This window comes from Georgenia satyanarayanai (assembly GCF_023715365.1).
Lineage (GTDB): Bacteria > Actinomycetota > Actinomycetes > Actinomycetales > Actinomycetaceae > Oceanitalea > Oceanitalea satyanarayanai_B.
Map to the genome: position 1 here is coordinate 52,764 of NZ_JAMBNZ010000013.1, position 23,319 is coordinate 76,082.

The 23,319-nt window shown below is 71.9% G+C and carries 20 protein-coding genes; 7 read left to right on the forward strand and 13 right to left on the reverse strand.

The window, feature by feature from the left end:
- Window positions 1–55 precede the first annotated feature (55 nt).
- The 3 genes from M3148_RS14375 to M3148_RS14385 all read left to right on the forward strand — a co-directional run bounded on the left by M3148_RS14375 (window position 56) and on the right by M3148_RS14385 (window position 3,946).
- The gene (locus M3148_RS14375; protein ID WP_251305431.1) at window positions 56–1,729 is read left to right on the forward strand and encodes an alpha-amylase family protein; all 1,674 of its coding nucleotides are present in this window, start codon (window positions 56–58) and stop codon (window positions 1,727–1,729) included.
- A gap of 85 nt (window positions 1,730–1,814) precedes the next feature.
- A complete protein-coding gene (locus M3148_RS14380; protein ID WP_251305398.1) occupies window positions 1,815–2,063 on the forward strand; it encodes a hypothetical protein in 249 nt (82 codons plus the stop codon).
- Window positions 2,060–3,946 (forward strand): NHL domain-containing thioredoxin family protein, encoded by a 1,887-nt coding sequence (locus M3148_RS14385; RefSeq protein WP_251305399.1) that lies wholly within the window; start codon window positions 2,060–2,062, stop codon window positions 3,944–3,946. The genes M3148_RS14380 and M3148_RS14385 overlap by 4 nt, the downstream gene beginning before the upstream one ends.
- Before the next feature lie 128 nt (window positions 3,947–4,074).
- Here M3148_RS14385 and M3148_RS18185 read toward each other — a convergent pair whose 3' ends face one another.
- Window positions 4,075–4,830 (reverse strand): class F sortase, encoded by a 756-nt coding sequence (locus M3148_RS18185; protein ID WP_251305400.1) that lies wholly within the window; start codon window positions 4,828–4,830, stop codon window positions 4,075–4,077.
- A 33-nt stretch (window positions 4,831–4,863) separates the two neighbouring features.
- Entirely contained in the window at window positions 4,864–5,508 is a 645-nt protein-coding gene (locus M3148_RS14395; RefSeq protein WP_251305401.1) for a DUF4142 domain-containing protein, read from the reverse strand.
- Between the two features lie 113 nt (window positions 5,509–5,621).
- Here M3148_RS14395 and M3148_RS14400 point away from each other — a divergent pair, with 113 nt between their 5' ends.
- The gene (locus tag M3148_RS14400) at window positions 5,622–6,134 is read left to right on the forward strand and encodes a thermonuclease family protein (protein ID WP_251305402.1); all 513 of its coding nucleotides are present in this window, start codon (window positions 5,622–5,624) and stop codon (window positions 6,132–6,134) included.
- 443 nt (window positions 6,135–6,577) lie between these two features.
- Here M3148_RS14400 and M3148_RS14405 read toward each other — a convergent pair whose 3' ends face one another.
- Both M3148_RS14405 and M3148_RS14410 read right to left on the reverse strand, forming a co-directional pair.
- Window positions 6,578–7,612 (reverse strand): NAD(P)-dependent alcohol dehydrogenase, encoded by a 1,035-nt coding sequence (locus M3148_RS14405; protein WP_251305403.1) that lies wholly within the window; start codon window positions 7,610–7,612, stop codon window positions 6,578–6,580.
- A 172-nt stretch (window positions 7,613–7,784) separates the two neighbouring features.
- Window positions 7,785–8,099, reverse strand: coding sequence for an MTH1187 family thiamine-binding protein (locus M3148_RS14410; protein ID WP_251305404.1), 315 nt, complete (start codon window positions 8,097–8,099; stop codon window positions 7,785–7,787).
- A gap of 99 nt (window positions 8,100–8,198) precedes the next feature.
- Here M3148_RS14410 and M3148_RS14415 point away from each other — a divergent pair, with 99 nt between their 5' ends.
- Window positions 8,199–9,383 (forward strand): OmpA family protein, encoded by a 1,185-nt coding sequence (locus tag M3148_RS14415; RefSeq protein WP_251305405.1) that lies wholly within the window; start codon window positions 8,199–8,201, stop codon window positions 9,381–9,383.
- 135 nt (window positions 9,384–9,518) lie between these two features.
- On the opposite strand, the gene M3148_RS14420 is transcribed toward M3148_RS14415, so the two are convergent.
- Genes M3148_RS14420 through M3148_RS14440 form a run of 5 tightly spaced genes read right to left on the reverse strand, consistent with a single transcriptional unit; the run spans window position 9,519 to window position 15,959 of the window.
- Complete coding sequence (locus tag M3148_RS14420) at window positions 9,519–11,777, reverse strand: family 43 glycosylhydrolase (protein ID WP_251305406.1); 2,259 nt, start codon at window positions 11,775–11,777, stop codon at window positions 9,519–9,521.
- A gap of 22 nt (window positions 11,778–11,799) precedes the next feature.
- Window positions 11,800–12,798, reverse strand: a complete 999-nt coding sequence (locus M3148_RS14425; RefSeq protein WP_251305407.1) for a glycoside hydrolase family 43 protein — start codon at window positions 12,796–12,798, stop codon at window positions 11,800–11,802.
- A complete protein-coding gene (locus tag M3148_RS14430) occupies window positions 12,795–13,658 on the reverse strand; it encodes a carbohydrate ABC transporter permease (RefSeq protein WP_251305408.1) in 864 nt (287 codons plus the stop codon). The genes M3148_RS14425 and M3148_RS14430 overlap by 4 nt, the downstream gene beginning before the upstream one ends.
- Before the next feature lies 1 nt (window position 13,659).
- The gene (locus M3148_RS14435; RefSeq protein WP_251305409.1) at window positions 13,660–14,607 is read right to left on the reverse strand and encodes a carbohydrate ABC transporter permease; all 948 of its coding nucleotides are present in this window, start codon (window positions 14,605–14,607) and stop codon (window positions 13,660–13,662) included.
- 2 nt (window positions 14,608–14,609) lie between these two features.
- Window positions 14,610–15,959 carry an ABC transporter substrate-binding protein gene (locus tag M3148_RS14440; RefSeq protein ID WP_251305410.1) on the reverse strand — a complete coding sequence of 450 codons (1,350 nt, stop codon included), beginning with the start codon at window positions 15,957–15,959 and terminating at the stop codon, window positions 14,610–14,612.
- A 177-nt stretch (window positions 15,960–16,136) separates the two neighbouring features.
- On the opposite strand from M3148_RS14440, the gene M3148_RS14445 reads away from it, so the two are divergent.
- Together M3148_RS14445 and M3148_RS14450 are read left to right on the forward strand one after the other, a co-directional pair.
- Window positions 16,137–17,228 carry a LacI family DNA-binding transcriptional regulator gene (locus tag M3148_RS14445; RefSeq protein WP_251305411.1) on the forward strand — a complete coding sequence of 364 codons (1,092 nt, stop codon included), beginning with the start codon at window positions 16,137–16,139 and terminating at the stop codon, window positions 17,226–17,228.
- On the forward strand, window positions 17,225–19,021 hold the full coding sequence (locus M3148_RS14450) for a glycoside hydrolase family 2 protein (protein WP_251305412.1): 1,797 nt from the start codon (window positions 17,225–17,227) through the stop codon (window positions 19,019–19,021). Before M3148_RS14445 ends, M3148_RS14450 begins: the two co-directional genes overlap by 4 nt.
- 118 nt (window positions 19,022–19,139) lie before the next feature.
- Here the strand turns inward: M3148_RS14450 and M3148_RS14455 are convergent, their stop codons facing one another.
- From M3148_RS14455 to M3148_RS14470, 4 genes are all read right to left on the reverse strand, one after another.
- Window positions 19,140–20,780 (reverse strand): SLC13 family permease, encoded by a 1,641-nt coding sequence (locus M3148_RS14455; RefSeq protein WP_251305413.1) that lies wholly within the window; start codon window positions 20,778–20,780, stop codon window positions 19,140–19,142.
- Window positions 20,781–20,860: 80 nt separating this feature from the next.
- The gene (locus tag M3148_RS14460) at window positions 20,861–21,505 is read right to left on the reverse strand and encodes a nucleoside/nucleotide kinase family protein (protein WP_251305414.1); all 645 of its coding nucleotides are present in this window, start codon (window positions 21,503–21,505) and stop codon (window positions 20,861–20,863) included.
- Entirely contained in the window at window positions 21,502–22,293 is a 792-nt protein-coding gene (locus M3148_RS14465; RefSeq protein WP_251305415.1) for an ATP-binding cassette domain-containing protein, read from the reverse strand. Before M3148_RS14465 ends, M3148_RS14460 begins: the two co-directional genes overlap by 4 nt.
- The gene (locus M3148_RS14470; protein WP_251305416.1) at window positions 22,290–23,300 is read right to left on the reverse strand and encodes an ABC transporter permease; all 1,011 of its coding nucleotides are present in this window, start codon (window positions 23,298–23,300) and stop codon (window positions 22,290–22,292) included. The genes M3148_RS14465 and M3148_RS14470 overlap by 4 nt, the downstream gene beginning before the upstream one ends.
- Window positions 23,301–23,319: the final 19 nt, after the last annotated feature.

A 23,319-nucleotide genomic window follows, 5' to 3' on the forward strand; every position in this document is an offset into this window, starting at 1 on the left:
CCCTCACCGGTACACAGGAGCGCACCCGCCCCCCATCTCCAGGGAGACCGCCCCGATGACCCGCATCACCGAGACGTCCGACCAGTGGTGGAAGACGGCCGTCATCTACTGCCTCGACGTCGAGACCTTCTTCGACTCCGACGGCGACGGCGTGGGGGACGTCGCCGGGCTCGTCGAGCGCATCGACTACCTCGCCCAGCTCGGTGTCACCTGCCTGTGGCTCATGCCCTTCTACCCCACCCCCGACCGCGACGACGGCTACGACGTCACCGACTTCTACGGCGTCGACCCGCGCCTGGGCAGCCTGGGCGACGTCGTCGAGCTCGTCCGCACCGCCAAGGACCGCGGCATGCGGGTCATCGTCGACCTCCTCATCAACCACACCTCCGACCAGCACCCCTGGTTCAAGGCCGCCCGCCGGTCGACCGACAACCCGTTTCGGGACTACTACGTGTGGCGCGCCGACACCCCGCCGGACACGTCCGCCATGGCGGTCTTCCCCGACCGGGAGGAGGGCATCTGGACCCTCGACGAGAAGACCGAGGAGTGGTACCTCCACCACTTCTACTCCCACCAGCCCGATCTCAACGTCGCCAACCCCAAGGTGCGCGACGAGATCATGAAGGTCATCGGCTTCTGGCTGGAGCTCGGCATCGACGGCTTCCGGGTCGACGCCGTGCCCTTCTTCCTCGAGGACATCGGCATGACCGGCGCGGACGCCGACGCGATGGCCCACCCGCACGACCACCTCAAGGACATCCGGGCCTTCCTCTCCCGCCGCCGGGGCGACGCGATCCTCCTCGGCGAGGTCAACGTGCCGCACGAGGAACAGGCGACGTACTTCGGCGACGGCCACCAGCTGCACATGATGTTCGACTTCATCACGATGCAGAAGCTCTACCTCTCACTCGCCCGGGGCGACGCCGGACCGCTCACCGAGGCGCTCCTCACCCGCCCGGAGATCCCCGAGGACTGCCAGTGGGCCACCTTCGTGCGCAACCACGACGAGCTCACCCTCGACAAGCTCTCCGAGGACGAGCGTGCGGAGGTCTTCGCCGCCTTCGGGCCGGAGGAGGAGATGCAGATCTACGGGCGCGGCCTCAAGCGTCGGGTGCCGCCGATGATGGACGGGGACCCGCGGCGCATCCGGCTCGTCTACTCCCTGCTGTTCTCCCTGCCCGGCACGCCGTCGCTGTTCTACGGCGAGGAGATCGGCATGGGTGAGGACCTCGCCGCCGACGGCCGCATGGCGGTGCGCACCCCCATGCAGTGGGCACCGGAGCCGGGCGGTGCCTTCTCCACCGCTGCGCCCGCCAAGCTCGTGGCGCGTCCGGTGCCGGACGGCTACGGTCCCGAGTTCGTCAACGCGTGGGACCAGATGCGTGACCCGGACTCGCTGTGGAGCTTTGTGCGCCGGCTCGTCCACACCTACCGCTCCCACCCGGAGCTCGGGCGCGGCACCTTCCACGTGCTCGACCAGCCCCACCCGGAGGTCCTGGCCCACTGCGTCGCGTGGGAGGGGCGGATGGTCGTGGCGGTGCACAACCTCGGCGGGGAGGCGCGCACCGTCCCGCTGCGGGTCGACGCCCCTGGCGGGTCCACCCTCGAGAGCCTGCTCAGCGACGAACGCCTCGTCCTGGACGACGACGGCGCGAGCGAGCTGGCCCTCGCCGGGTACGGCTACCGCTGGTTCCACGTCCACCACGCCGGCGGGCTGCGCCTGCCCTAGGGTCCGACCACGGGTGGATCCTGGGCCGCCAAGGTCAGCCGCGAGGCCGACGCGGGCCGGTACCCGGGCCGGCGAGGATCGTCCTGTGAGCACAGACCGGTCCCGTACCCCGCTTCCCGAGCTCGCCGGCGCCATCGTCATCGGCGCCGCGCTCGTCGTCCTGACGCTCGCCGTCCTCGTCGCCATGCACGTCCTCACCGGCCGGCTCCTCACCGACGGCGACGCGCAGCGACAGGAGGTGGGTGCAACCGCCGGGCTCCGTGTCCCATCCCACGAGACGGCCGGTGTCCTCGTGCTCGGGGTCGCAGCCGCCCCGGGGACAATGGGGGCATGACCGCCGCTCGCACCCAGCCCCGTGTCCGCGCCTCCGAGCTCGTCGGGCGCGGCTGGCTCAACACAGGTGGCCGCGAGCTGGGCCTGCAGGAGCTGCGCGGCAAGATCGTCCTGCTCGACTTCTGGACCTTCTGCTGCATCAACTGCCTCCACGTCATCGACGAGCTGCGCGAGCTCGAGGAGAAGTACCACGACGTCCTCGTGACGATCGGCGTCCACTCCCCCAAGTTCGCTCACGAGGCCGACCCGGACGCGCTCGGCGCCGCCGTCGAGCGCTACGACGTCGCCCACCCCGTCCTCGACGACCCCGAGCTCGTCACGTGGAAGGCCTACACCGCCCGTGCGTGGCCCACGCTCGTCCTCATCGACCCCGAGGGCTACATCGTCGGGCACATGGCCGGTGAGGGGCACACCCCGAACATCGCCGCCGCCATCGACCAGCTCGTCGCCGAGCACGAGGCCAAGGGAACCCTCCACCGCGGGTCCGGGCCCTACGTGCCGCCGGAGCCCACGGCCGGCCTGCTCAAGTTCCCTGCCAAGGCCATCACCCTGCCCGGCGGCAACCTCCTCGTCGCCGACGCCGGCCACCACCGCCTCGTCGAGCTCGAGCCAGACGGCGAGACGCTCGTGCGCGCCATCGGCTCCGGCTCCCGCGGACGCACCGACGGCCCCGCCGACGTCGCCGATCTCAACGAGCCCAACGGCCTGTGCCTCCTCCCTGGTGAGGTCGCGGAGCAGGTGGGCTACGACGTCGTCGTCGCCGACACCGTCAACCACCTCCTGCGCGGTGTGCGGCTGTCCGACGGGCACGTGAGGACGCTCGCCGGCACCGGTGAGCAGTTCATGGTCGGCGCCCCGGACAACGTCGAACCGGGCGAGGAGCCGGCCACCGAGGACTACGGGCCGGGACGCCGCATCCGGCTCTCCTCCCCCTGGGACGTCACCTGGTCGGCGGCCGCGAACGCCGTCGTCGTCGCGATGGCGGGGCACCACACGCTGTGGACCTTCGACCCCGCCGCCGGCTTCCTCGCGCGGCTGGGCGGGACGATGAACGAGGGCCTCGTCGACGGCGAGCTGCGCCAGGCCTGGTTCGCCCAGCCCTCGGGCCTGTCGGTCGGCTCGGACGGCCGCCTCTGGCTCGCCGACGCCGAGACCTCCGCCCTGCGCTACGTCGACGTGCCCGCCGGCAAGGTGCGCACCGCCATCGGGCAGGGCCTGTTCGACTTCGGTCACCGCGACGGTGGTGCCGCCGACGCGCTGCTCCAGCACCCGCTCGGCGTTGCCGCCCTCCCGGGCGGGCAGGTCGCCGTCGCCGACACGTACAACGGCGCCGTGCGCCTCTACGACCCCGCGACCGGGCAGGTGAGCACCGTGGCCACCGGCCTGCGCGAGCCGTCCGGGCTTCTCGTGGACGACGACGGCGCGCACCTCCTCGTCGTCGAGTCCGCCGCCCACCGGCTCACCCGGGTGCCGCTGCCCGAGGGCACGGCCGAGCTGCACGACGGCGGCGCGCACCGCACCCACCGGCCCGCCACCGAGGTGGCACCGAGCTTCACGCTGCGCGTCGTGTTCACCCCGCCCGCCGGCAAGAAGCTCGACGACCGCTTCGGTCCCTCGACCCAGCTGTCGGTCTCCGCCGACTCCCTCGTCGCCGGTGGCGGCACGGGCACGGACCTCGAGCGGGAGGTCACGCTCAGCCTGGGCTCCCTCGACGGCGCCGGCGACGGCCAGACCGTCCTGTCGGTGACCGCCAAGGCCGCGTCCTGCGACGACGACCCGGCCATCGAGTTCCCCGCCTGCCACCTCGCGGCGCAGGACTGGGGCATCCCGGTGCGCGTGGTCGAGGGCGGTCCGGAGGAGCTCGTCCTCAACCTCCACGGCTGAGCCTCGGCGCGTTCCGCCGGGCATGTGCCACAAGCACGGGCGGTGGGAGCCCCGGGCGACACTTGTCACGGCGTGTCGTCCGGTGTGTCGCCGTCGTGCCGGAGCCGTTGTGGCACCTGCCTTCGGGCTCAGCCGACCGGCTCGGCGACGACAACGATGTTCTCGGAGTACCGCCCCGTCGCCTCGTCGTAGGTGCCGCCGCAGGTGACGAGGACGAGGCGGTGAGGCCCGTCCGGGGTGAACAGCGACGGGTCCAGACTCTCCTGCGGCGTCGTGCTGCGCTCGACCACCCGGTACTCGTGGGCGCGCCCGCGGCTGTCCTCGAGGGACACGACGTCCCCGGACGCGACGACCAGCAGCGCGCTCATGGCACCGCCGCGACGCAGTCCGTCCATGTGGCCGGCAAGCACCACCGTGCCCTCGGCCTGGCCGGGCACGGCACCGGCGGCCCACCACCCCACGCGCGCCGGGTCCGCGGGCAGCTGCAGCTCACCGGAGGGCAGCACGCCCACCGCCACGACCTCGGCCGTGACGCCCGGGAGCGTCACCTGCGCCGGAGGCACCGGCGTCGGCGCGTGGGCGACCGCGGTGAGCGCACTCTGGACGTGCCCGTCCGGACCGGTCCCCTCGGAAGCCGTCACCGGCGACGACGTGGTCGGCTCCGCCGTCGGGGCACCGAAGTCCTCTGCCCGGACGGCCGGTTCCCCCGCGAGCAGGCTCACGCCACCGACGACCAGCCCCAGGCCGGCGACCGCTGCCAGCGCGGCGCCCCCGACCGGGACGCCGCGCTGTGCGCGAGCTGCGTGTCGGGCGGTGCCGCGCGGCTCCTGAGCCGCGTGCAGTCCGGCGCTGACCCGCCCGCGCGCCGCGTGCCTCGGGGACACGCGCCGCCGGCGAGCCGCGTGTCGTGGCACCACTTAGGCCCGGACCTGCCTGCGTCGCACGACCACCGCAGCAGCGCCGGCGAGCACGACGGCGCCGAGAACGACCGCCGCGAGCCCGAGGGAGTCGGTGGTGCCGTCAGGGGCGATGCCGCCCGGCACTGCGCCGGGGGCGCCGCCGGACATGGTGAGCAGGTGGTCGAGGTGACGCTGGATCACCGGGGCGGCGGCCTCGGCCAGGGCGATGACGTCCTCGTCGGAGCCGTTGGCGATCTCCTCCTGCCCCGCGGCGAGGGACATCCGGTGCCCCTCGATCTGCGTGGCGATCCAGGCGGTGTCGAAGGCCTCGCCCTGCTGCTCCCGCACCTCGGTGAGGGCGGCCTCCTGCTCCGGCGACGGCTGGTCGGGCAGGTCGACGCCGAGCTCCTCGGCAAGCGCGACGAGGCCGGCGTCCAGCGCCTCGTGGTCGGCGATGAGCGTGGCGCCCATCTCCCTCACCTCCGCCGTCGTGGCCTGGTCCTGCGCGGCCGTGCCGGCGGCAATCTCGGCGAGATTGCTCTGGTGGGCCGCAACCATCCAGGCCTCGTCCTGATCGGAGGGTTCGGCAGCAGCGGGAGACACAGCGAGCACCGCGGCGCCGAGCAGGATGCCGGCACCCAGGACAGCGCGTCGTAGAACCATGTCGAACCCCCATCATGACGTGGTGTGACAACTGCCACACGCCCCCAAGGTACTGAGGAGACCGCGCTCGTGCGCGCGAAGGTGCCCGGGCAGTCGACCTAGACTCCGGCTCCATGACGACGACCGCCGATCGGGACCCCCTCCGCCGAGGGCTCGCCGCGCTCGGGTGCGCCGGACTCGTGCTCGGCGCCTGCGCCCCGGCCGAGGAGAGCGACGGCGACCTCGCCACGGTCACCTACGTCGTCGACGGGGACACGATCAGGGTGGAGATGGACGGCGAGGAGGTGGCGGTGCGGCTCCTCAACCTCGACACCCCGGAGAAGGACGGCCCCTACACCGAGGCCGAGTGCCTGGGCGTGGAGGCGACCGCCTTCCTCGCCGACCTGCTCCCCCCGGGCACCGAGGTCCGTCTGGAGGAGGACGTCGAGCCGACGGACCGGTACGGCCGCCACCTCGCCGGGGTCTACCTCGACGACCTCCTCGTCAACGCCGAGGTCGCGCGCGCCGGTCTTGGCGTCCCGGTCCTCGTGCGCCCGAACGATCGCTTCCACGACGCTGTGGTCGCCGCGCACGAGGAGGCGCAGGCGGCGTCCCGCGGCCTCTACGACCCGGCCAACGGTTGCTGACGCGCCGCGGCCGCCGGCGCGCGCCGGACCCCGTCGTCACATTGGCGGCATCACGCTCGCCCAGGAGTACGTCCAGGCGGCGACCCCGCGCATCGGCGGCTTAGTTCATCGAGTCGACCGACGGGCGTCTGCTCACCTACGACGTCAACACGAACACGAACGACAACGCCGCCGTCGAGGCCGTCGCGCCACGCTCGGCCCCGGCCGCGCTGGTGGACTACCTCGTCCGTCTCGCCTGCGAGGGTGACGCCGCCGCGGCGTAACGTGCCACAAACGCCCCGTCGCGGGCCTCGGCGGCATCTTCCGTCGGCGTGTCGCTCGGCGTGTCGGCCTCCGGAAGCCGCGCTTGTGGCACATGCCCGACGGGCTCACACGCCCCGGAGCGCGCCGAGAGCCGGATTCCTCCGAGGAGGCATCCGGCTCTCGCCATTCAGGGGTCGGGGCTACGGGACGATGACGGCGCGGCCGCGCAGCGTGCCGTCGTGCAGCTTCTCGTAGGCCTTGGGCGCGTCGTCGAGGGAGAAGACCTCGGTCTCGACGTGGACGGCGCCAGTCCGTGCGAGGTCGAGCACCTCGAAGAGCTCGTGGCGGTAGCCCCAGTAGGGCGCGCGCACCTGGGACTCGTAGGGCCGGTCGAGGAAGCCGACGGGCAGCGAGCCGCTGCCCACGCCCACCAGCACCTGGTCCCCTCCCACCGCGACCATCTTGGCGCCCAGGTCCATGGTCGGCTGCACACCGACGAAGTCGAAGACGGCCGTCGCACCGCGTCCACCGGTGAGCGCGCGGACCTGCTCCACGGCGTCGTCCGCGGAAAGGAAGGCGTGGTGCGCGCCGACCTCCATGGCCAGACCGAGCTTGTCCTCGGCGAGGTCGAGCGCGATGACTGTGGCCGGGCTGATGGCTCGCAGGATCTGGATGCCGACGTGCCCGAGCCCACCCGCCCCGATGGCGACGGCCGTCGAGCCCGGCACGAGCTTGTCCAGCGAGCCCTTGATCGCGTGGTACGGGGTGAGGCCGGCGTCGGTGAGCGACACGTTCTGGACGGGGTCCAGGTCGCCCAGGGGCACGAGGTGGCGGGGGTCGTCGACGATCATGTACTCGGCCATGGCGCCGGGCGCACCGAGCCCGGGCGGGGCGATGCCCAGCTCGCCGGCTCGCTCGCAGTAGTTCTCCTTGCCCTGCGCGCACGTGTAGCAGTGGCCGCATCCCCACGGGCCGTAGACGGCGACCGAGGTGCCGACCTCGAGGCCGGTGACGCCGTCGCCGAGCTTGTCGACGACGCCGGCGCCCTCGTGGCCCAGGGTGAGCGGCAGCCCGTAGATGTAGTGCTCCTCGGGCAGGCTCATGACGAACGAGTCAGAGTGGCAGACGCCGGCGGCGGTGACCTTGAGGCGTACCTGGCCGGGGCCGGGCTCGGGCGTCTCGATCTCGACGACCTCCGGGGCCGCGCCGATCGTGCGGTACTGCAGTGCCTTCATGCTGATCCTCCTTCTGGACCGGCGCGAGGTGCCGGCCCTCCCCTCCACCTTCTCAGTAGCCCCGGCGCCCAGCATGAGGAGGAGGTCCCGGGCTGACGACGTCGAAGAAGGAGCTGTGGTCGCACGGCGCCTCTCTGCGCTCCGACCGCCTCGGTCCGCGCCGAGTGCTGTTCTAGAGCGAGGTATCGCCCTGGAGGCGCTCCTCCACCCGCTCGACCTTCGCGCTGAGCTGGCCCTCGTGGCCGGGGCGCAGGTCGGCCTTGAGGACGAGGCTGACGCGCGGGCTGTGGGCGGCAACCGCGTCGCACGCTGCCTTGATGACAGGCATGACCTCGTCCCACTCCCCCTCGATGGTGGTGAACATGGCCGTGGTCTCGTTCGGCAGCCCGGACTCCCGGACCACGCGGACGGCGGCGGCGACGGCCGCGGAGACGGAGCCGTCGGCCGAGTCGGCGACGGTGGGCGCGACGGAGAAGGCGAAGAGCATGGTCCTCATCGTAGGGGCGTCCGTGGGCTCCGCTACCCTCGGTGTCGGTTTCGTCGGCGCAGGCGCGGGGCTCACCCCGCCGAAGGGCAGGGTTCTCTCATGCGGTCAGCTCGTGTCTCGGTCTCGGTTCTCGCGGCTGGGGTGCTCGTCCTTGCCGCCGCCTGCTCGGGGGAGGCCAACTCCCCCGAGCCTTCGCCGTCGGCCACCGGCACACCGACCCAGGAGGCCGTGCCCGCCACGGAGGAGCCGAGCGAGGGCGCGGCGGCGGATGCGTCGCCCGCGCTGCACCTGGCCGAGTGTGAGGACGGGGAGGGCAAGACGGTGACCATGCTCGGCAGTCAGGTGGTCGAGGCCCAGAAGATCCCCGAGGTGGTGGTCGAGGCTTTCGAGCTCGCCGGGGAGAGTGTCCCTGCCCAGTTCGTCGACGCGGTGAAGATCCCTGAGCGGGTGGTCGACCGCGGCTGCATCATCGAGTACGAGGCGCCCGGTGGATGCCTGGGTGCGGTGGAGATCAGCCGTGCCGTCATCCCCGGCTACTCGATCCCCGAGCGGGTGCTGCCCGCGTTGACCCTGCCGGACGGCACAGTCATCGAGGAGGTCGTCGCCGAGCGGGTCGAGCAGGAGGAGATCATCGTCGAGGGCACCTCGGTCGAGGAGGTCTGCCAGAGCGAGCCCGGTGAGGCCGGGTCCTACGTCTCGGCGGTCTACCGGCCCGCCGTCTACCGCTCGGCCGGCTACCAGTCGGCCTCCTACCAGTCGGCTGCCTATCGCTCCGCGGAGTACCTCGACGGCGGAACCGTGCGGGGCGTGACGATCCCCGGCGTGACGGTCCCCGGTGTCACCGTGCCCGGCGAGACCGTCCCGGGTGTCTCGCTGGAGGGCTACCGTCTCGAGGACTCTGAGGACGTCGAGGTCACGGACAAGGAGGAGTCGGTCTCCTACAGCAGCCAGGGCGACGTCCTCTTCGGCAACAACGAGGACGTCATCCTGCCCGAGGCCGAGTCCGACCTCGAAGCGGTCGTCGCGGACATCGCCGGCCGCGGCACCCCCGCCATCGTCCTCGTCGAGGGGCACACCGACGACGTCGGCACCGAGGAGCACAACCTCGACCTGTCCACGCGCCGGGCGCAGGCGGTGGCCACCTGGCTCGTCGACCGTGGCGGCCTGGATGCCGGACTCGTCACGACCGCCGGCTACGGCTTCGCCCACCCGCGGGCCGACAACGGGTCCGACGAGGGCCGTGCCCAGAACCGCCGCGTCGTCATCACCATCAAGTTCGAGTAACCCGCCCCCCGCCCGCCCTCCCACCCCTCCCTCATATGTCGGATTTCTGCAGTCCGGATCGGCACGAGGCTGCAAGATTCCGACATATGCGGAAGGGGCGGGGGCGGGGGCGGCAGGGGGCAGGGGGGCGGAGGGTCAGCTGGTGCTGGTGAGCTTTACGTAGTCGAACTTCGCCTCCGTCTCGGGCTGGGCGCCGCCGCCGGTGTAGAGACCGACGCGCGCGCCGGTCCCGGCGGGCAGGGTCCAGGTCGCACCCCAGCGCCAGGACTCGCCGTCCGTGGAGAACGCCGAGCGGTACAGGTGCTCACCGGCGTCGTTGGTGGTGTGGTGGATGCGCAGCCACGTCGTGTCGGCGGGTGGGCCGCTCGTGTGGCCGCCCCAGGACAGGAAGCCGTCCTGCAGGGCCTCCTTGCCGAACTCCACCTGGCGGGTGTTCCAGATGGCCACATGGCCGAGCCGCAGGAAGTTGTCGTCGTCGGCGTGGACGATGAGCCCGGCCTGCTGGAAGTTGCGCACCTCGGTCTCGCCGAGGTCGAGCGTCAGCCTCGTCTCCACGATCCAGTCCCCTGACGGCGGTTCGCGCAGGAGCAGCCCGCCCGTCCCACCGGCACCGACGAGGTCGGCCCCCGTGAGCGGCCACACCAGCACGCCGTCCTCCACGCGCGCGGCCGTGTCCTCGCGGACCCACTCCCAGCCCTCGAGCTCCGCGTCGGAGAAGTCCTCGGACACGAGCACCTCACCGGGCACCGGCTCGGCAACGAGCTCGGTCACCGGCTCGTGGGCCGCGTTGACCGACAGGTTGTCGACGTGCACACCCGTGCCGCGGAACTCCACGGGCGCCGAGCGCAGGATCCCCGGCCGCAGCTCCAGCCCCACCTCGGCGATGACGTCGCCGAGCCGGGACTCGCTGAGGCGGGCGTGCACCTGCCCCTCGACGACGTGGACCTGCAGCGCCGTCCACACCGACAGGTCGTCGCCGGCCGGGATCGGTACGGTCGCCTCCTCCTGGAAGCGCCCGTGGCCGTACTCGACGTGCAGCTCGCGCCCCCTCGGGTCCACCTCCACCTCGACGCGGTTGGACCCGCGACCCACGTGGACGAGGAAGGGCGCGGTGAGCCGGGTGCGCAGGTCGAGCTCGACGTGCACCTCCCCAGGCGCCGGCTCGTCGGTCCACACGCGCCCGCGGAACAGCGCGTGCTTCCCGGACTGCGGGTCGACGTCGGGACGGAAGGAGCCGCGCAGCGCGCCGCCCTCGGCAGGGTCCTCGATCGTCAGCCCCAGCAGCGACGCCGCCACCGGCCCGGCCTGCTCCCCCTCGCTCGGCCCGGCCCCGGCCCGGGTGACCGGCCAGCCGTCCACCCAGTCGAGCCGGTCCAGCAGCGTGGGCCGGCGGTTGATGCCGCCGGGCTGGGCCAGCCACGGGTCCTCGCGGTCGATGGCGTGGTAGTAGATCCAGTCCTGGCCGGACAGGTCGCTCACCACGGTGTGGTGCCCCGCCCCGATCCACCGGTTGCCGTTCTGCACGAGCACCTGTGTGCCGCCCGGCCGCGTGTCGAGCAGCGAGACCCCCTCGTGGTCGACGAAGGGCCCGCGCGGGCTCTCCGAGCGCCCCGCGAACACGCTGTACCCGGTCGACGGCCCCGCGCAGCAGTTCGCCGAGGACGCCATGAGGTAGTAGTACCCGTCCCGCTTGAGCACGTAGGCGCCCTCGAACTTGTCGTTGATCGCCACCTGCGTCGCCTCCCCCACGGCGCGCAGCCCGCTCTCGTCGAGCTCGGTGACCCACAGGCCGCCGTAGTAGCTGCCGTAGTAGAGGTACCGGCTGCCGTCGTCGTCGGCGAGCATCGAGGGGTCGAAGGTCCAGAAGAAGCCGCCGCCGTCGGGCCGCGGTGGGACCACGGGCTCGGACACCGGCGTCCAGGGACCCTCCGGCGTCGGCGCCGTCGCCGCCCCGATCGCGGAGTCGTCACCGGCGTTGAGCACGGTGTCGGTCACCGTGAAGTACAGGACGTACTGGCCGTCGACGTAGCGGATGTCCGGCGCCCAGAAGAAGGACGTGTCGGTGGCCCAGTCGGGCGCGGAGTCCTCGTCGAGGATGGTGCCGCGGTACTCCCAGTCGACCATGTCGCGCGAGCGCGCCACGTGCATGAGCCCGAACTCCCCGCCCTCGACGAGCGGGTCGGACGTCGCGTACAGGTACCACCAGCCGTCCTTGCCGCGGATGACCGCGGGGTCGGCGTAGGTGTCGGCGAAGTCGGCCGTCACCGGGTTCGTGTAGGTGGTGGCGGCGGGGTCCTCGCCGCCGTCGGCCTGGGCGGGCACGGCCGCCGTGGCGGCGAGGCCGAGCGCGAGCGCCACCGCGCCGAGCGCCGCCGTGATCCTTCGGTGTCTCATCGTTGATCTCTCCGAGGGTGTGTCAGGGCACGACGACGACGGGACGTCCGTCGTCCCACTCCAGCGGCAGCACGTTGACGCCGCGGTAGGAGGTGTCGCCGTACCACGAGTGGAAGACGAGCCGGTCGGTGCCGTCGGGCGCCGTCACCACGTCCTGCCCGCCGGGGCCGATGAACCGGCCGTCGGTGGCGTCGGTGGTGAGCAGCGGCCCGTCGGCCTTGGTGTAGGGGCCGTCGACGGCGTCGGCCGTCGCGTACCCGACGGCGTACTGCTCGCCGCCGTAGTCGTTGGCCGAGTAGAGCAGGACGTAGCTGCCGTCCCGTTCCACCAGCGTGGGCGCCTCGATGAGGTGCCCCTCCCAGTCCTGGTCCTGCGTGAGCAGCCGCACCGGCTCCCCCGCCAGGGACAGCCCGTCGGCCGAGAGCGGCGCGAGGTGGAGCCAGGTGTCCAGCCCGAGCGCGTTGCCGTCGTTCTTCCACAGCAGGTAGCGGCTGCCGTCGGTGTCCACGAAGGTCGAGGCGTCGATCGCCCCGCCCTCCTCCTCCGGGCACACGAGCATCTCCTCCCCCACCACGGTGAACGGCCCCTCGGGCGCGTCGGCCGTCGCCACGCCCACGCACTGCGCGTAGGGGTCGTAGTTCGTGGCCGTGAAGTAGAGCGCGAAGCTGCCGTCGTCGAGCTCGGTGACCTCCGGTGCCCACGTCTTGCCGGGGATCACCCAGCTCGGCAGCTCCGGCAGCGCGTCCTGGAGCAGCTCCCACTCCACGAGGTCCGTGGAGCGCGCGACCCGCACGTTGCGCAGGTTCCCGTTGGTCCCGTAGGCGTAGTAGACGCCGTCGACCTCCAGGACGTCCGGGTCGGGGAAGTCGTCGGCGATCACCGGGTTGACGTCCTCGGCGGGTGAGGACGACGACGGCGCGGGCGTGGCGGCGTCGTCGTCCGTCACCTGGTCCCCGCTCCCGCAGGCGGCGAGCACGACGACGCAGGCCAGCGCCGTCGTCGTCGTGCCCGGCCGCCTCATCCCTTGAGCCCCGAGCGGGAGACGCCCTCGATGATGAAGCGCTGGAGGAAGATGTACATTACCAGCACCGGGATGCTCGCGATGACGGCGCCGGCCATGAGGAGGTCGTAGCGCACGGCGTTGGCGGACTGCAGGGTGGACAGGCCGGCCGGCAGCGTCTGGACGTCGGGGCTGAAGAGCACGTAGACCGGCCAGAGGAAGTCGTTCCAGTTGGTGAGGAACGCGAGCAGCGCCAGGGTGGCGAGCGCCGGGCGGGCCAACGGCAGCGCGACGCGGTAGAACGCCTGCCACTGGTTCGCGCCGTCGAGCCGGGCCGCCTCCTCGAGCTCGCCGGGGAGGCTGATGAAGAACTGGCGCATGAAGAACACCCCGAACGCGGACGCCGCGGTGGGCACGATGATCGCGAGGAGGGTGTTGAGCCAGGCCAGCTCCCCGACGATGAGGTAGTTGGGGATGATGAGGATGACCGGCGGCACGAAGAGCGTGGCGACGACGGCACCGAAGACGAGCCGGCGGCCCCTGAACTGCATGCGCGCGAGGGCGAAGCCGGCGAGCGTGGACGTCGTGACGACGAGCGCCGCGTTCGCCGCCGCCGCGCCGAGGCTGTTGGCGAACCACCGCAGCACCGGGGTGCCGGGGGCGTTGAGGATCGACTCGTACGCGGCGGTCGAGGGTGGGTCGGGGATCCACGTCGGGGGGAACCCGGCGGCCTCGCCACGCGTCTTGAAGGACGTGACGAGCATGTAGATGAGCGGGCTGATGAAGAGGAGCGCGAGCAGCCCGAGGATGACGTAGCGCAGGACGACGCGCCCCACGGGCGTGCGGCGGGTCGCCGGGGCCGGTGCGGTGGTGGTGGCCATGTCAACCCTTTCGCTCACGGAAGATCCAGAACACGACGATGCTCAGGAGCATGAGCGCCACGGTGAGCACGTAGCTCATCGCGGCGGCGCTGCCCATCTGGAAGTTGCGCAGGCCCGTCTCGGCGATCTGGTAGATCGCCGTGCGGGTCTCGCGGCCGGGACCGCCGGACGTCATGAGGTAGGACTGCCCGAACATGTTCGCCGAGGCGATGATGGTGATCGTCGTGATGAACGCGAGGACCGGCCGCAGCCCCGGGAGCGTGACGTTGCGGAACTGCTGCCACCGGTTGGCGCCGTCCACCCGGGCCGCCTCGTACAGCTCGCCGGGGATGTCCTGGAGGGCGGCGAGGTAGATGACGGCGTTGAAGCCGAGGGTCCACCACACCGTCACCCCCACGAGGCTCACCCACACCGCGGGGCTCGAGGTCAGCCACGGGATGTCGTCCGGGAGGCCGAGGAGCCCGAGGTAGTAGTTGACGAGGCCGATGTTGTTGTCGAGCAGGTAGCGCCACATGATCGCGACGACGGCGACGCCCAGGACGTAGGGGGCGAAGTAGACCGCCCGGAAGAAGGTCCGGCCCTTGAACTTCATGTTCATCACGAGGGCGACGGCGAGCGGGATGGTGAGCAGCAGCGGCACGCTGAACACCGTGAAGATCGCCGTCGCCTCCATCGCGTCCCAGAACTGCGCCGCCGCGATCGAGCCGGTGTCGAACAGGCTCGTGTAGTTCTCCAGACCGACGAACGGCTTGTTCGGCAGGGTGTAGTCCCACCGGTGCAGGCTGATCCACGCGCCGACGACGATCGGCGCGATGACGAAGCCGAGGAACAGGACGAGGTACGGGGCGAGGAAGAGCCACGGCGTCGCCTTCCCGTGCACCGGGATGCCACGCCGTCGCCCTTCCCGCAGCCCCTCCTCGCTGCGCGGAGGTGCAACGGTGGAGGTCATCGTCAGCCTCCGAAGCTCTCGAGGTTCTGCTCCATGAGGTTGGTGCCCTGCTCGGCCGCGGTGCCCAGCGCCTCGGACGGCGGGGTGTTGCCGAGGACCGCGTCCGCGATCGCCGGCTCGAGCGCCTCGGCCTGGACGGTGCCGACGCCCGGAACGGGCGGCAGGAAGCGCATGGTGTCGATCTGCTCGGCGATGACCTGCTGGGGCATGTCGTCGAGCACGCCGCTCTCCCGGACGGACAGGCGCGCGGGGATGAGACCCGAGCCGGCCCAGGTGCCGGACTGCTCGGACATCCAGGCGATGAACACCTGCGACGCGGCGGCGAGGTTCTCATCCTCGGTCGCCTGCCGGCTCATGAAGAAGTGGTGAGAGTTGGCCCAGACGGCCGCCTCGTCGCCGATCTGCGGGATCGGGGCGATGCCGTAGGGCACCTCCTCGGCCTCGAGGTCGTTGATCTGCCAGATCCCGTCCCAGGTGATGGAGTTCTCCCCGTTCTTGAAGGCGACGTACTGGGAGTCGATGGCGACGTCGCCCGGGCTGTAGCCCTGCTCGATGATCGAGCGCTGCCACTCCAGCGCCTCGACACCACCGGCGGAGTCGTAGTTCGCCGCGGAGCCGTCCTCCGCGTACACCTCCTCACCGTTCTGCCAGGCGAGGGACAGCCACATGAGGTGGCTGGGCCACAGCTGCGGCATCCAGAACGGGGTCTCGAAACCGGCGGCCTGGAGCGCGTCGAGGGCCTCCATGAAGGAGGCCTCGTCGGTGGGCGGCTCGGTGATGCCGGCCTCCTCGAAGTGCTCGGTGTTGTAGTACATCGCCAGGGAGTGGACGTCGAGCGGGATCCCGTAGCGCTGGTCCTCGTAGATGCCGGCGTCCCAGATCTCCTCGGTGAAGTCCTCGGCCGTGAGCTCGAGGGACTCGGCGAGGTCGTCCAGCGGCACGATGGCGTTGCGTGCCGCCATGGTGGCCAGCTGGTCGAGGTGCATGACTCCCACGTGCGGGCCCTCGCCCTGCGTGACGGCCGCGGGGAGCCGCTGGTAGAAGTCGGCCCAGTCCATGGTGTTGGGGACGACGGTGATGTTCTCGTGCTCGGAGTTGAACTGGTCGACGAGCTCCTGCATGAAGGGCCCGTCACCGCCCGTGAAGCCGTTCCAATAGTTCAGCTCGACCGCCGGCCCGGTGTACTCCCCGGTGAACTCCGGCGCCTCGCTCGGCTCGCCGCCTCCGCCGGCGACGTCCTCGGGCGTCTGTCCCCCGCCGCATGCTGCGAGGAGGACGACGGCGGTGGTCGTCGCGGCCGCGAGGGCACTGCGCCTGCGGGCTGCGATCCGTGGTGTGCGTGTGGTTGTCATCGTGAAAGCCCCCTCGTCGATGAGGTGCACCCCCGGCCCTGGAGATGCCTGGATGGCCTTTCTAACACAGGAGGTAAACGTTGTATACCGGTAGGCCGATTCGTTATGGTCAGACGGTCCGGTCCGAATGCGCGACGTCGCGGGACAAGGACCGACGGGCAGCGGAAGGAGGGCGCGATGGCTCGCATCGGCTTGCGCGAGGTGGCCTCCCGGGCGGGGGTGTCGATCAAGACGGTCTCCAACGTCGTCAACCGCACCGGGTCGGTCACCACCGCCACCCGCGAACGCGTCGAGGAGGCGCTGGCAGCGCTGGACTACCGGCCCAACCTGGCCGCGCGGCACCTGCGGCGCGGGTCCAGCGGGCTCATCGCCGTCGCCCTGCCCGAGCTCACCCAGCCCTACTTCGCCGAGCTCGCCGCCGAGCTCGTGCGAGCCGCCAAGGCACGCGGGCGCATGGTGCTCCTCTCCCAGACCGAGGGCGCCGAGGAGGCCGAACGCACACTGCTCGAGGGGCACGACCTGCCGATCCTCGACGGGCTCGTCCTGTCCCCCCTCGCGCTGGACGCCCCGGCACTGCGCGAGCGGGTGGACCGCTCCCCGCTCGTCCTGCTCGGCGAGCACGTGGGCGACGCGGTCTTCGACCACGTGACGATCGACAACTGCGCCGCCGCCGCCGACGCGACGGCCCACCTGCTCGGCCTCGGCCGGCGACGGGTCGCTGCCATCGGTGCGCAGGTGAGCGGGCCGAACGAGACGGCGCTGCTGCGCCTCGCGGGCTACCGCGACGCCCTCGCGGCCGCGGGCGTGGCCCACGACGAGGAGCTCGTCGCCGCCGTCGAGCAGTTCCACCGCCCCGACGGCGCGGCCGCCATGGCCCGGCTCCTCGAGCTGCCCGAGCCGCCCGACGCCGTCTTCTGCTTCAACGACGCCCTCGCCCTCGGTGCCTTGCGCACCCTGGCGGTGCGCGGGCTGCGAGTGCCGCAGGACGTCGCCGTCGTCGGTGTCGACGACATCGAGGAGGCGACGTACACGACGCCGTCCCTCACCACCATCGCCCCCGACAAGCAGGCCCTCGCCACGGCAGCGATCGACCTGCTCCTGCGCGAGGGCGCCGCCGCCGGCCTGCCCCCGCAGACCGTGACCGTGCCCCACCGCCTCGCCGTCCGCGAGACCACCGCCGGGCGGCATCCAGCTCTCGGCGCAGAAGACATCCCCCTCTCGCCGACAGCTGGATCCCGCCCCGCGCCCGACCCAGAGGAGCAGCCATGACCTCCCACCAGTCCCGTCCCAGCCGCCAGGACGGTTCCTACCCCCGGCCCCAGCTGCAGCGGCAGCGGTGGGCAGACCTGTGCGGGACGTGGGAGTTCGCCGTCGCGCGGGCCGCCACGCCCGCCGAGGTGAGCTTCGACCGGCAGATCACGGTCCCCTTCCCGCCGGAGTCCCCCGCCTCGGGCGTGGGCGAGACGGACTACCTCGGGGAGGTCTGGTACCGGCGGCTGCTCTCGCCCGAGGACCTCACCGCGGCCGGGCTCGGCGAGCAGGGTGAGCGACTCGTCCTGCGCTTCGGCGCGGTCGACTACCGCGCGCGGGTGTGGCTCGGCGGGACGTACGTGGGCGAGCACACCGGTGGGCAGACGCCCTTCGGCTTCGACGTCACCTCGGTGGTGCGCGCGGCGGACGGGCCGCTGGAGCTGGTGGTCCAGGCCGTCGACGACCCGCACGACGCCGCCCAGCCACGCGGCAAGCAGGACTGGCAGCGCGAGCCGCACGTCATCTGGTACCACCGCACCACCGGGATCTGGCAGCCGGTGTGGCTCGAGGCCGTGCCGGCCCAGCACGTGGCCGGGCTCGCGTGGGTGCCCGACGTGCCGGGCGCGAGCGTCGCCGCCACCGTGCGCCTGGCGCAGCGGCCCGAGGCGGACACCTGGGTGACGGTGCAGGTGTCCCACGAGGGCGAGCTCCTCGCCGAGCAGCGGGTGCGCGCACTGGACCAGGATGTCGAGCTGCGCGTCCACCTCGCCCGCCAGGCCAACGGCCAGGCCTACGAGGAGCTGCTGTGGTCACCGGAGCGGCCCACGCTCCTGGACGCAACCCTCACCGTGGAGACGGACGACGACGGCGGCACGGGCCGGTCCGACGTCGTCGGCTCCTACCTGGGGCTGCGCTCCGTCGCGGTCGCCCACGGCACCTTCCTCCTCAACGACCGCCCGTACTACCTGCGCTCGGTGCTCGAGCAGGGCTATTGGCCCCGGACCCACCTCGCCGCGCCGAGCGCCGAGGCGCTGCGCGAGGAGGTCCACCTCATCAAGGAGCTCGGCTTCAACTCGGTGCGCGTGCACCAGAAGGCCGAGGACCCGCGCTTCCTCTACTGGGCCGACCGGCTCGGTCTCACGGTGTGGGGCGAGACCGCCAACGCCTACGCCTTCTCCCCGCGCTCGGTGGAGGCGCTGACGCGTGAGTGGGTGGAGCTCGTGCGGCGGGACCAGTCCCACCCGAGCATCGTCACGTGGGTTCCGCTCAACGAGAGCTGGGGCGTGCAGCACGGCGCGCACGACTCCGCGCAGCGGCACTACGCGATCGGGCTCGCCAACCTCACCCGCGCCCTGGACCCGACGCGCCCGGTCGTCTCCAACGACGGCTGGGAGCACACCGACTCCGACATCCTCTCGATCCACGACTACGCTCCAACCGGCGCCGAGCTGCGCGCGCGCTACGGCACCGCCGAGGCGGTGCGCGAGCTGCTCGCCGGGATCGGTCCGGCGGGCCGGCGCCTCCAGCTGCGCGAGGACGTCCGCGGCCAGCCCGTCATGCTCACCGAGTTCGGCGGCGTGAGCTTCGCCGCGCAGCACGAGGGCGACTGGGGCTACTCGACGGCGTCGGACGCGGCCGACTTCGAGGCGCGCCTGCGTGATCTCCTCGACGCCGTCCGTGACAGCGCGCTCGCCGGGTTCTGCTACACCCAGCTCACCGACACCGGCCAGGAGACCAACGGCCTGCTTGACGAGAACCGGCGCCCCAAGCTCCCGATGGAGACGCTGAGGAGCATCATCACCGGCGAGTAGTCCCCCCTCTCCGCCGACAGCCGACCTACCGCCACGCCGCACCGCTGTAGGTGGGGCTGGTCGGCTTCCAGAGCCGCTCCCCCGGCCGGCCGGCGGCGTGAGCCGCGCGGCGTCGCCGTCAGTAGACGATCCCGAACACCCACACCGCCAGCGTCATCGCCGTGAGGGTGACGAGCACGATGCCGATGAGGTTGAGCCACAGCCCCGCCTTCATCATCTGCGGGATGGTGACGTAGCCCGAGCCGTAGGCGATCGCGTTGGGCGGTGTGGCCACCGGCAGCATGAAGGCGCAGGTGGCCGCGATCGCCACCGGGATGGTCGCGAGCAGGACCGGCATGTCGATGCCGATGGCCAGGCCACCCACCACGGGCAGGAAGGTCGCCGCCGTCGCCGTGTTCGAGGTGAGCTCGGTGAGGAAGATGACCAACGCCACGAGCACGAGGACGACGAGCACCACCGGGGCGCCACCCAGCGCCTCGGCCTGCTCACCGATCCACGCCGTCAGCCCGCTGGCCCCGAACTGCGAGGACAGCGCCAAGCCACCGCCGAAGAGCAGCAGCACGCCCCAGGGCAGCTTGACCGCACTCTCCCAGTCCAGCAGCCGCACGCCGCGCCCGCTGCCCGAGGGGCTGAGGAAGAGCAGCAGGCCGACGACCATGGCGATCCCGGCGTCGGAGATGAACGGCTCGTCGAAGATCAGCGGGATGGCCACCCACGACAGCGCCGCGAGCACGAAGATCGCGAGCACACGCTTCTCCCCGCTCGACATCGGGCCGAGCTTGGCCAGCTCCTCGTTCATGAGCTCGCGGCCACCCGGGATCTCCTTGATCTCCGGCTTGTAGAGCACCTTGGTGAGCAGGAACCAGCAGATCGCGAGGAACACCACGGCAAGGGGGAAGCCGACGAGCATCCACTGGCCGAAGCCGATCTGGATGTCGTGGTTGTCGGCCAGGTAGCCGACCAGCAGTGTGTTGGGCGGCGTGCCGATGATGGTGGCGAGCGACCCGATCGAGGCGGCGTAGGCGATCCCGAGCATGAGCGCCGTGCCGAACGTCGACTCGACGACGTGCGCCTTGACCTCGTCGGACTGCAGGTCGGTCTCGCCCTCGGCACCCGGCGCCCCGGCAGGGACCTCGTCCTTGAGCTTGGCCACGAGGAGCAGCACGGAGACGCCGATGGGCAGCATCATGACGGCGGTGGCGGTGTTCGACACCCACATCGACATGAATCCGGTGGCCACCATGAACCCGGCCACGACCATCGACGGGCTCGTTCCCATCGCCCGCACCGTGACGAGCGCGATCCGCCGGTGCAGGTTCCACCGCTGCATCGCCAGCGCAAGGAGGAAGCCGCCCATGAACAGGAAGATGATGTTGTTGCCGTAGGAGGCACCCACCTGGTCGACGGTGACCGGGCTGGTCGTGCCGTCCTCCGCCGTCGTCTCGTTGAAGATCGGGAAGACGACGAGGGGGACCAGGGCGGTGGCAGGGATGGGGATGGCCTCGGTCATCCACCACAGGCCCATGAGGACGGCCGTGGCCGCCGTGACCCGCGCGGAGACGGCGAGGTCGCCCGGCAGCAGGAGGAAGACGAGGAGCCCGCCGCCGAGCCCAGCCGCCAGGCCGAGGATCCGGTTGCGCCAGGTGGAGCGCTTGAGCGGCTTGGCCTGCTCACCGGGCGATCGGGTGTCCTCCTCGGTGTCCCGAGGGTTGGGCGCGTAGTCGCGCAGATGGTCCCCCGGCACGGGTCGCTGAGTCATGGCTGGCCCCCTTGTCAGTGAGTCTCGCGTCACGCTATCGGCTGGCACCGACACCGGCACGCGGCGGCGTCCCTCGCGCGTCAGCCGACCTCGACGACGACGTCGGCGCGCGGGCGCGTCGCCGCGATGACCTCGGCGTTGCGCTCGTCGGAGCCGAGCGACCGTTCGCGGGCCTCCTCCGGTGAGCGGCCGTAGCTCTCGTGCCGGGCGATGAGCCTGGCGATGCGCACGTCCTGCGGCGGCTCGACGTACCAGCTCTCGTCGAGCAGCGGCCGAACCTCGGCCCAGTCGCCGTGCGCAACGAGGAGGTAGTTGCCCTCGGTGACGACGAGAGGGACCTCCCGGGGGACCGGGACGGCGCAGGCGATCGGTTCCTCGAGCGCACGGTCGAAGACCGGCGCGTAGACCGTCCGCTCGTCGGCCGCTCGTAGCCGGCGCAGCAGGGCGACGTAGCCGAGCGCGTCGAAGGTGTCCGGTGCGCCCTTCCGCTCGCGGCGGTCCAGCCGCACGAGCTCGGCCTCCGCGAGATGGAACCCGTCCATCCCCACCAGGCATGCCTTCCCACCGAGCGCCTCGACGAGGGCGTGGGCGAGGGTCGACTTGCCGGCACCGGGTGCCCCAGTGATCCCCAGGATGCGCCGTCCGCCCCGGTCCAAGAGCGTTCGCGCGCGCTCGAGCAGCTCAGCGGTGAGGACCTCCGGGTGAGGCGCAGGCCCGGCGGTCACCGCCCGCCGTCCGTCCCCGCGCCAACCTCGGTAGCGCCCGTCATGATCTCCACGACCTCGCGCATCGAGCTCTCCGCCGGGCGCACCACGGCGGCGCGCCGCCCGAGCCGGTGGATGTGGATGCGGTCGGCGATCTCGAACACCTGCGGCATGTTGTGGGAGATGAGGACGACGGGCAGCCCGCGGTCACGGATGCGCCGGATGAGGTCGAGGACCATCCCGGACTCTCGCACGCCGAGCGCAGCGGTCGGCTCGTCCATGATGACGAGCCGGGTGCCAAAGGCTGCGGCGCGCGCCACCGCCACGCTCTGCCGCTGCCCGCCGGACAGCGTCTCCACAGGCTGGCGGACGTCGGGGATCCGCACCCCGAGCGCGTCGAGCTGCCGCTTCGCCTCGGTCCGCATCGCGCCGCCGTCGAGGACGCGGAAGAGCGTCCCGGCGAGTCCCGGCCGGCGGAGCTCCCGCCCGAGGAACAGGTTGGAGGCGATGTCGAGCGCGGGCGCGACCGCGAGGTCCTGGTAGACCGTCTCGATCCCCCGCTGCCGCGCCTCGAGCGGGGAACGGAACGTCACCGGCTCGCCGTTCATCCGGATCTCCCCCGAGTCCGGCACGACGGCGCCGGACAGCGCCTTGATGAGCGTGGACTTGCCCGCGCCGTTGTCGCCGACGACGGCGAGGACCTCCCCCGCGCGCAGCTCGAAGTCGGCGCCGGACATGGCGCGCACGTGCCCGAAGGACTTGCTCAGCGCGCGCGCCTCCAGGACCGGGACGCCGTCGTCCTTGGTCATCGCACGGCCCTCCGGCGCGAGACCTGGTCCAGGGAGACGGCCACGATGACGAGGACGCCGGTGGCGACGTCCTGGTAGAGGTTGTCGATCCCCGCCTGGGTGAGTCCGGAGCGCAGGACCCCGACGACGAGCGTCCCGATGAGCGTGCCGATGACGCTGCCCCGGCCGCCGAAAAGGCTCGTGCCCCCGATGACGACGGCGGTGATGCTGTCCAGGTTGCCGGTCTGGTAGGCGTTCGGGTCGGCGTTGGGGATGCGGCCCAGCGCCTGCCACGCCGCGATGCCGTAGAGCGCACCGGCGGCGACGTAGACCGACAGGACGGTGCGCCCGGTCTTGATCCCGGTGAGCCGGGCCGCCTCGGGTGCGTTGCCGACGGCGTACACGTGCCGCCCCCACGCGGTGCGGCCGAGCACGAACCAGAAGAGCGCGAACAGGGCGAGCAGGAGGAAGGAGCCCCAGGTGATCCGCACACCCGCGACCGTCGTCCCCTCTCCCCAGATCCGCAGCAGCCGGTCCGCCACCGGGTAGCTGCGTGACTCGGCGTAGAGGCGCGCGAGCGCGTAGGTCACCGTGAGGATCCCGAGGGTGACGATGAACGGCGGCAGCCCGAGGCGGGTGACGAGCAGGCCGCTGACCGTGCCCAGGAGCATGGTGACGGCGAGGCCGAGCACGAGCGCGAGCAGCGGGTCCCCGCCGCCCACGACGTGCTTGGCCATGACGATCGTGCCGAGCACCGCGATCGCGCCGTTGGCGAGGTCGATGCCGGCGGTGAGGATGATGAGCGTCTGACCCAGCGCCAGGGTCCCGATGACGATGGACTGCTGAAGGATGAGGGAGGCGTTGCCGACGGTGGCGAAGGTGTCGGTCGTCAGGGTGAAGACGACGATCGCGATGACCAGGGCCCCCAGCGGCCCGATGACCGGGTTGCGCAGCGCACGTCCGAGCCGCTCCCGGCGGACGACGGCGGCCGGTGCCGTCCCCGCCCCGGACTCACTGGTCGTAGACATGGCTCTCCGTCCCTGTGTC

Excerpts from the sequence above, each read along its gene's own strand:
- M3148_RS14375 (WP_251305431.1), top strand. The coding sequence starts at position 56 with ATGACCCGCATCACCGAGACGTCCGACCAGTGGTGGAAGACGGCCGTC.
- M3148_RS14385 (WP_251305399.1), top strand. The coding sequence starts at position 2,060 with ATGACCGCCGCTCGCACCCAGCCCCGTGTCCGCGCCTCCGAGCTCGTC.
- M3148_RS14395 (WP_251305401.1), bottom strand. The coding sequence starts at position 5,508 with ATGGTTCTACGACGCGCTGTCCTGGGTGCCGGCATCCTGCTCGGCGCC.
- M3148_RS14400 (WP_251305402.1), top strand. The coding sequence starts at position 5,622 with ATGACGACGACCGCCGATCGGGACCCCCTCCGCCGAGGGCTCGCCGCG.
- M3148_RS14405 (WP_251305403.1), bottom strand. The coding sequence starts at position 7,612 with ATGAAGGCACTGCAGTACCGCACGATCGGCGCGGCCCCGGAGGTCGTC.
- M3148_RS14410 (WP_251305404.1), bottom strand. The coding sequence starts at position 8,099 with ATGCTCTTCGCCTTCTCCGTCGCGCCCACCGTCGCCGACTCGGCCGAC.
- M3148_RS14415 (WP_251305405.1), top strand. The coding sequence starts at position 8,199 with ATGCGGTCAGCTCGTGTCTCGGTCTCGGTTCTCGCGGCTGGGGTGCTC.
- M3148_RS14420 (WP_251305406.1), bottom strand. The coding sequence starts at position 11,777 with ATGAGACACCGAAGGATCACGGCGGCGCTCGGCGCGGTGGCGCTCGCG.
- M3148_RS14425 (WP_251305407.1), bottom strand. The coding sequence starts at position 12,798 with ATGAGGCGGCCGGGCACGACGACGACGGCGCTGGCCTGCGTCGTCGTG.
- M3148_RS14430 (WP_251305408.1), bottom strand. The coding sequence starts at position 13,658 with ATGGCCACCACCACCGCACCGGCCCCGGCGACCCGCCGCACGCCCGTG.
- M3148_RS14435 (WP_251305409.1), bottom strand. The coding sequence starts at position 14,607 with ATGACCTCCACCGTTGCACCTCCGCGCAGCGAGGAGGGGCTGCGGGAA.
- M3148_RS14440 (WP_251305410.1), bottom strand. The coding sequence starts at position 15,959 with ATGACAACCACACGCACACCACGGATCGCAGCCCGCAGGCGCAGTGCC.
- M3148_RS14445 (WP_251305411.1), top strand. The coding sequence starts at position 16,137 with ATGGCTCGCATCGGCTTGCGCGAGGTGGCCTCCCGGGCGGGGGTGTCG.
- M3148_RS14450 (WP_251305412.1), top strand. The coding sequence starts at position 17,225 with ATGACCTCCCACCAGTCCCGTCCCAGCCGCCAGGACGGTTCCTACCCC.
- M3148_RS14455 (WP_251305413.1), bottom strand. The coding sequence starts at position 20,780 with ATGACTCAGCGACCCGTGCCGGGGGACCATCTGCGCGACTACGCGCCC.
- M3148_RS14465 (WP_251305415.1), bottom strand. The coding sequence starts at position 22,293 with ATGACCAAGGACGACGGCGTCCCGGTCCTGGAGGCGCGCGCGCTGAGC.
- M3148_RS14470 (WP_251305416.1), bottom strand. The coding sequence starts at position 23,300 with ATGTCTACGACCAGTGAGTCCGGGGCGGGGACGGCACCGGCCGCCGTC.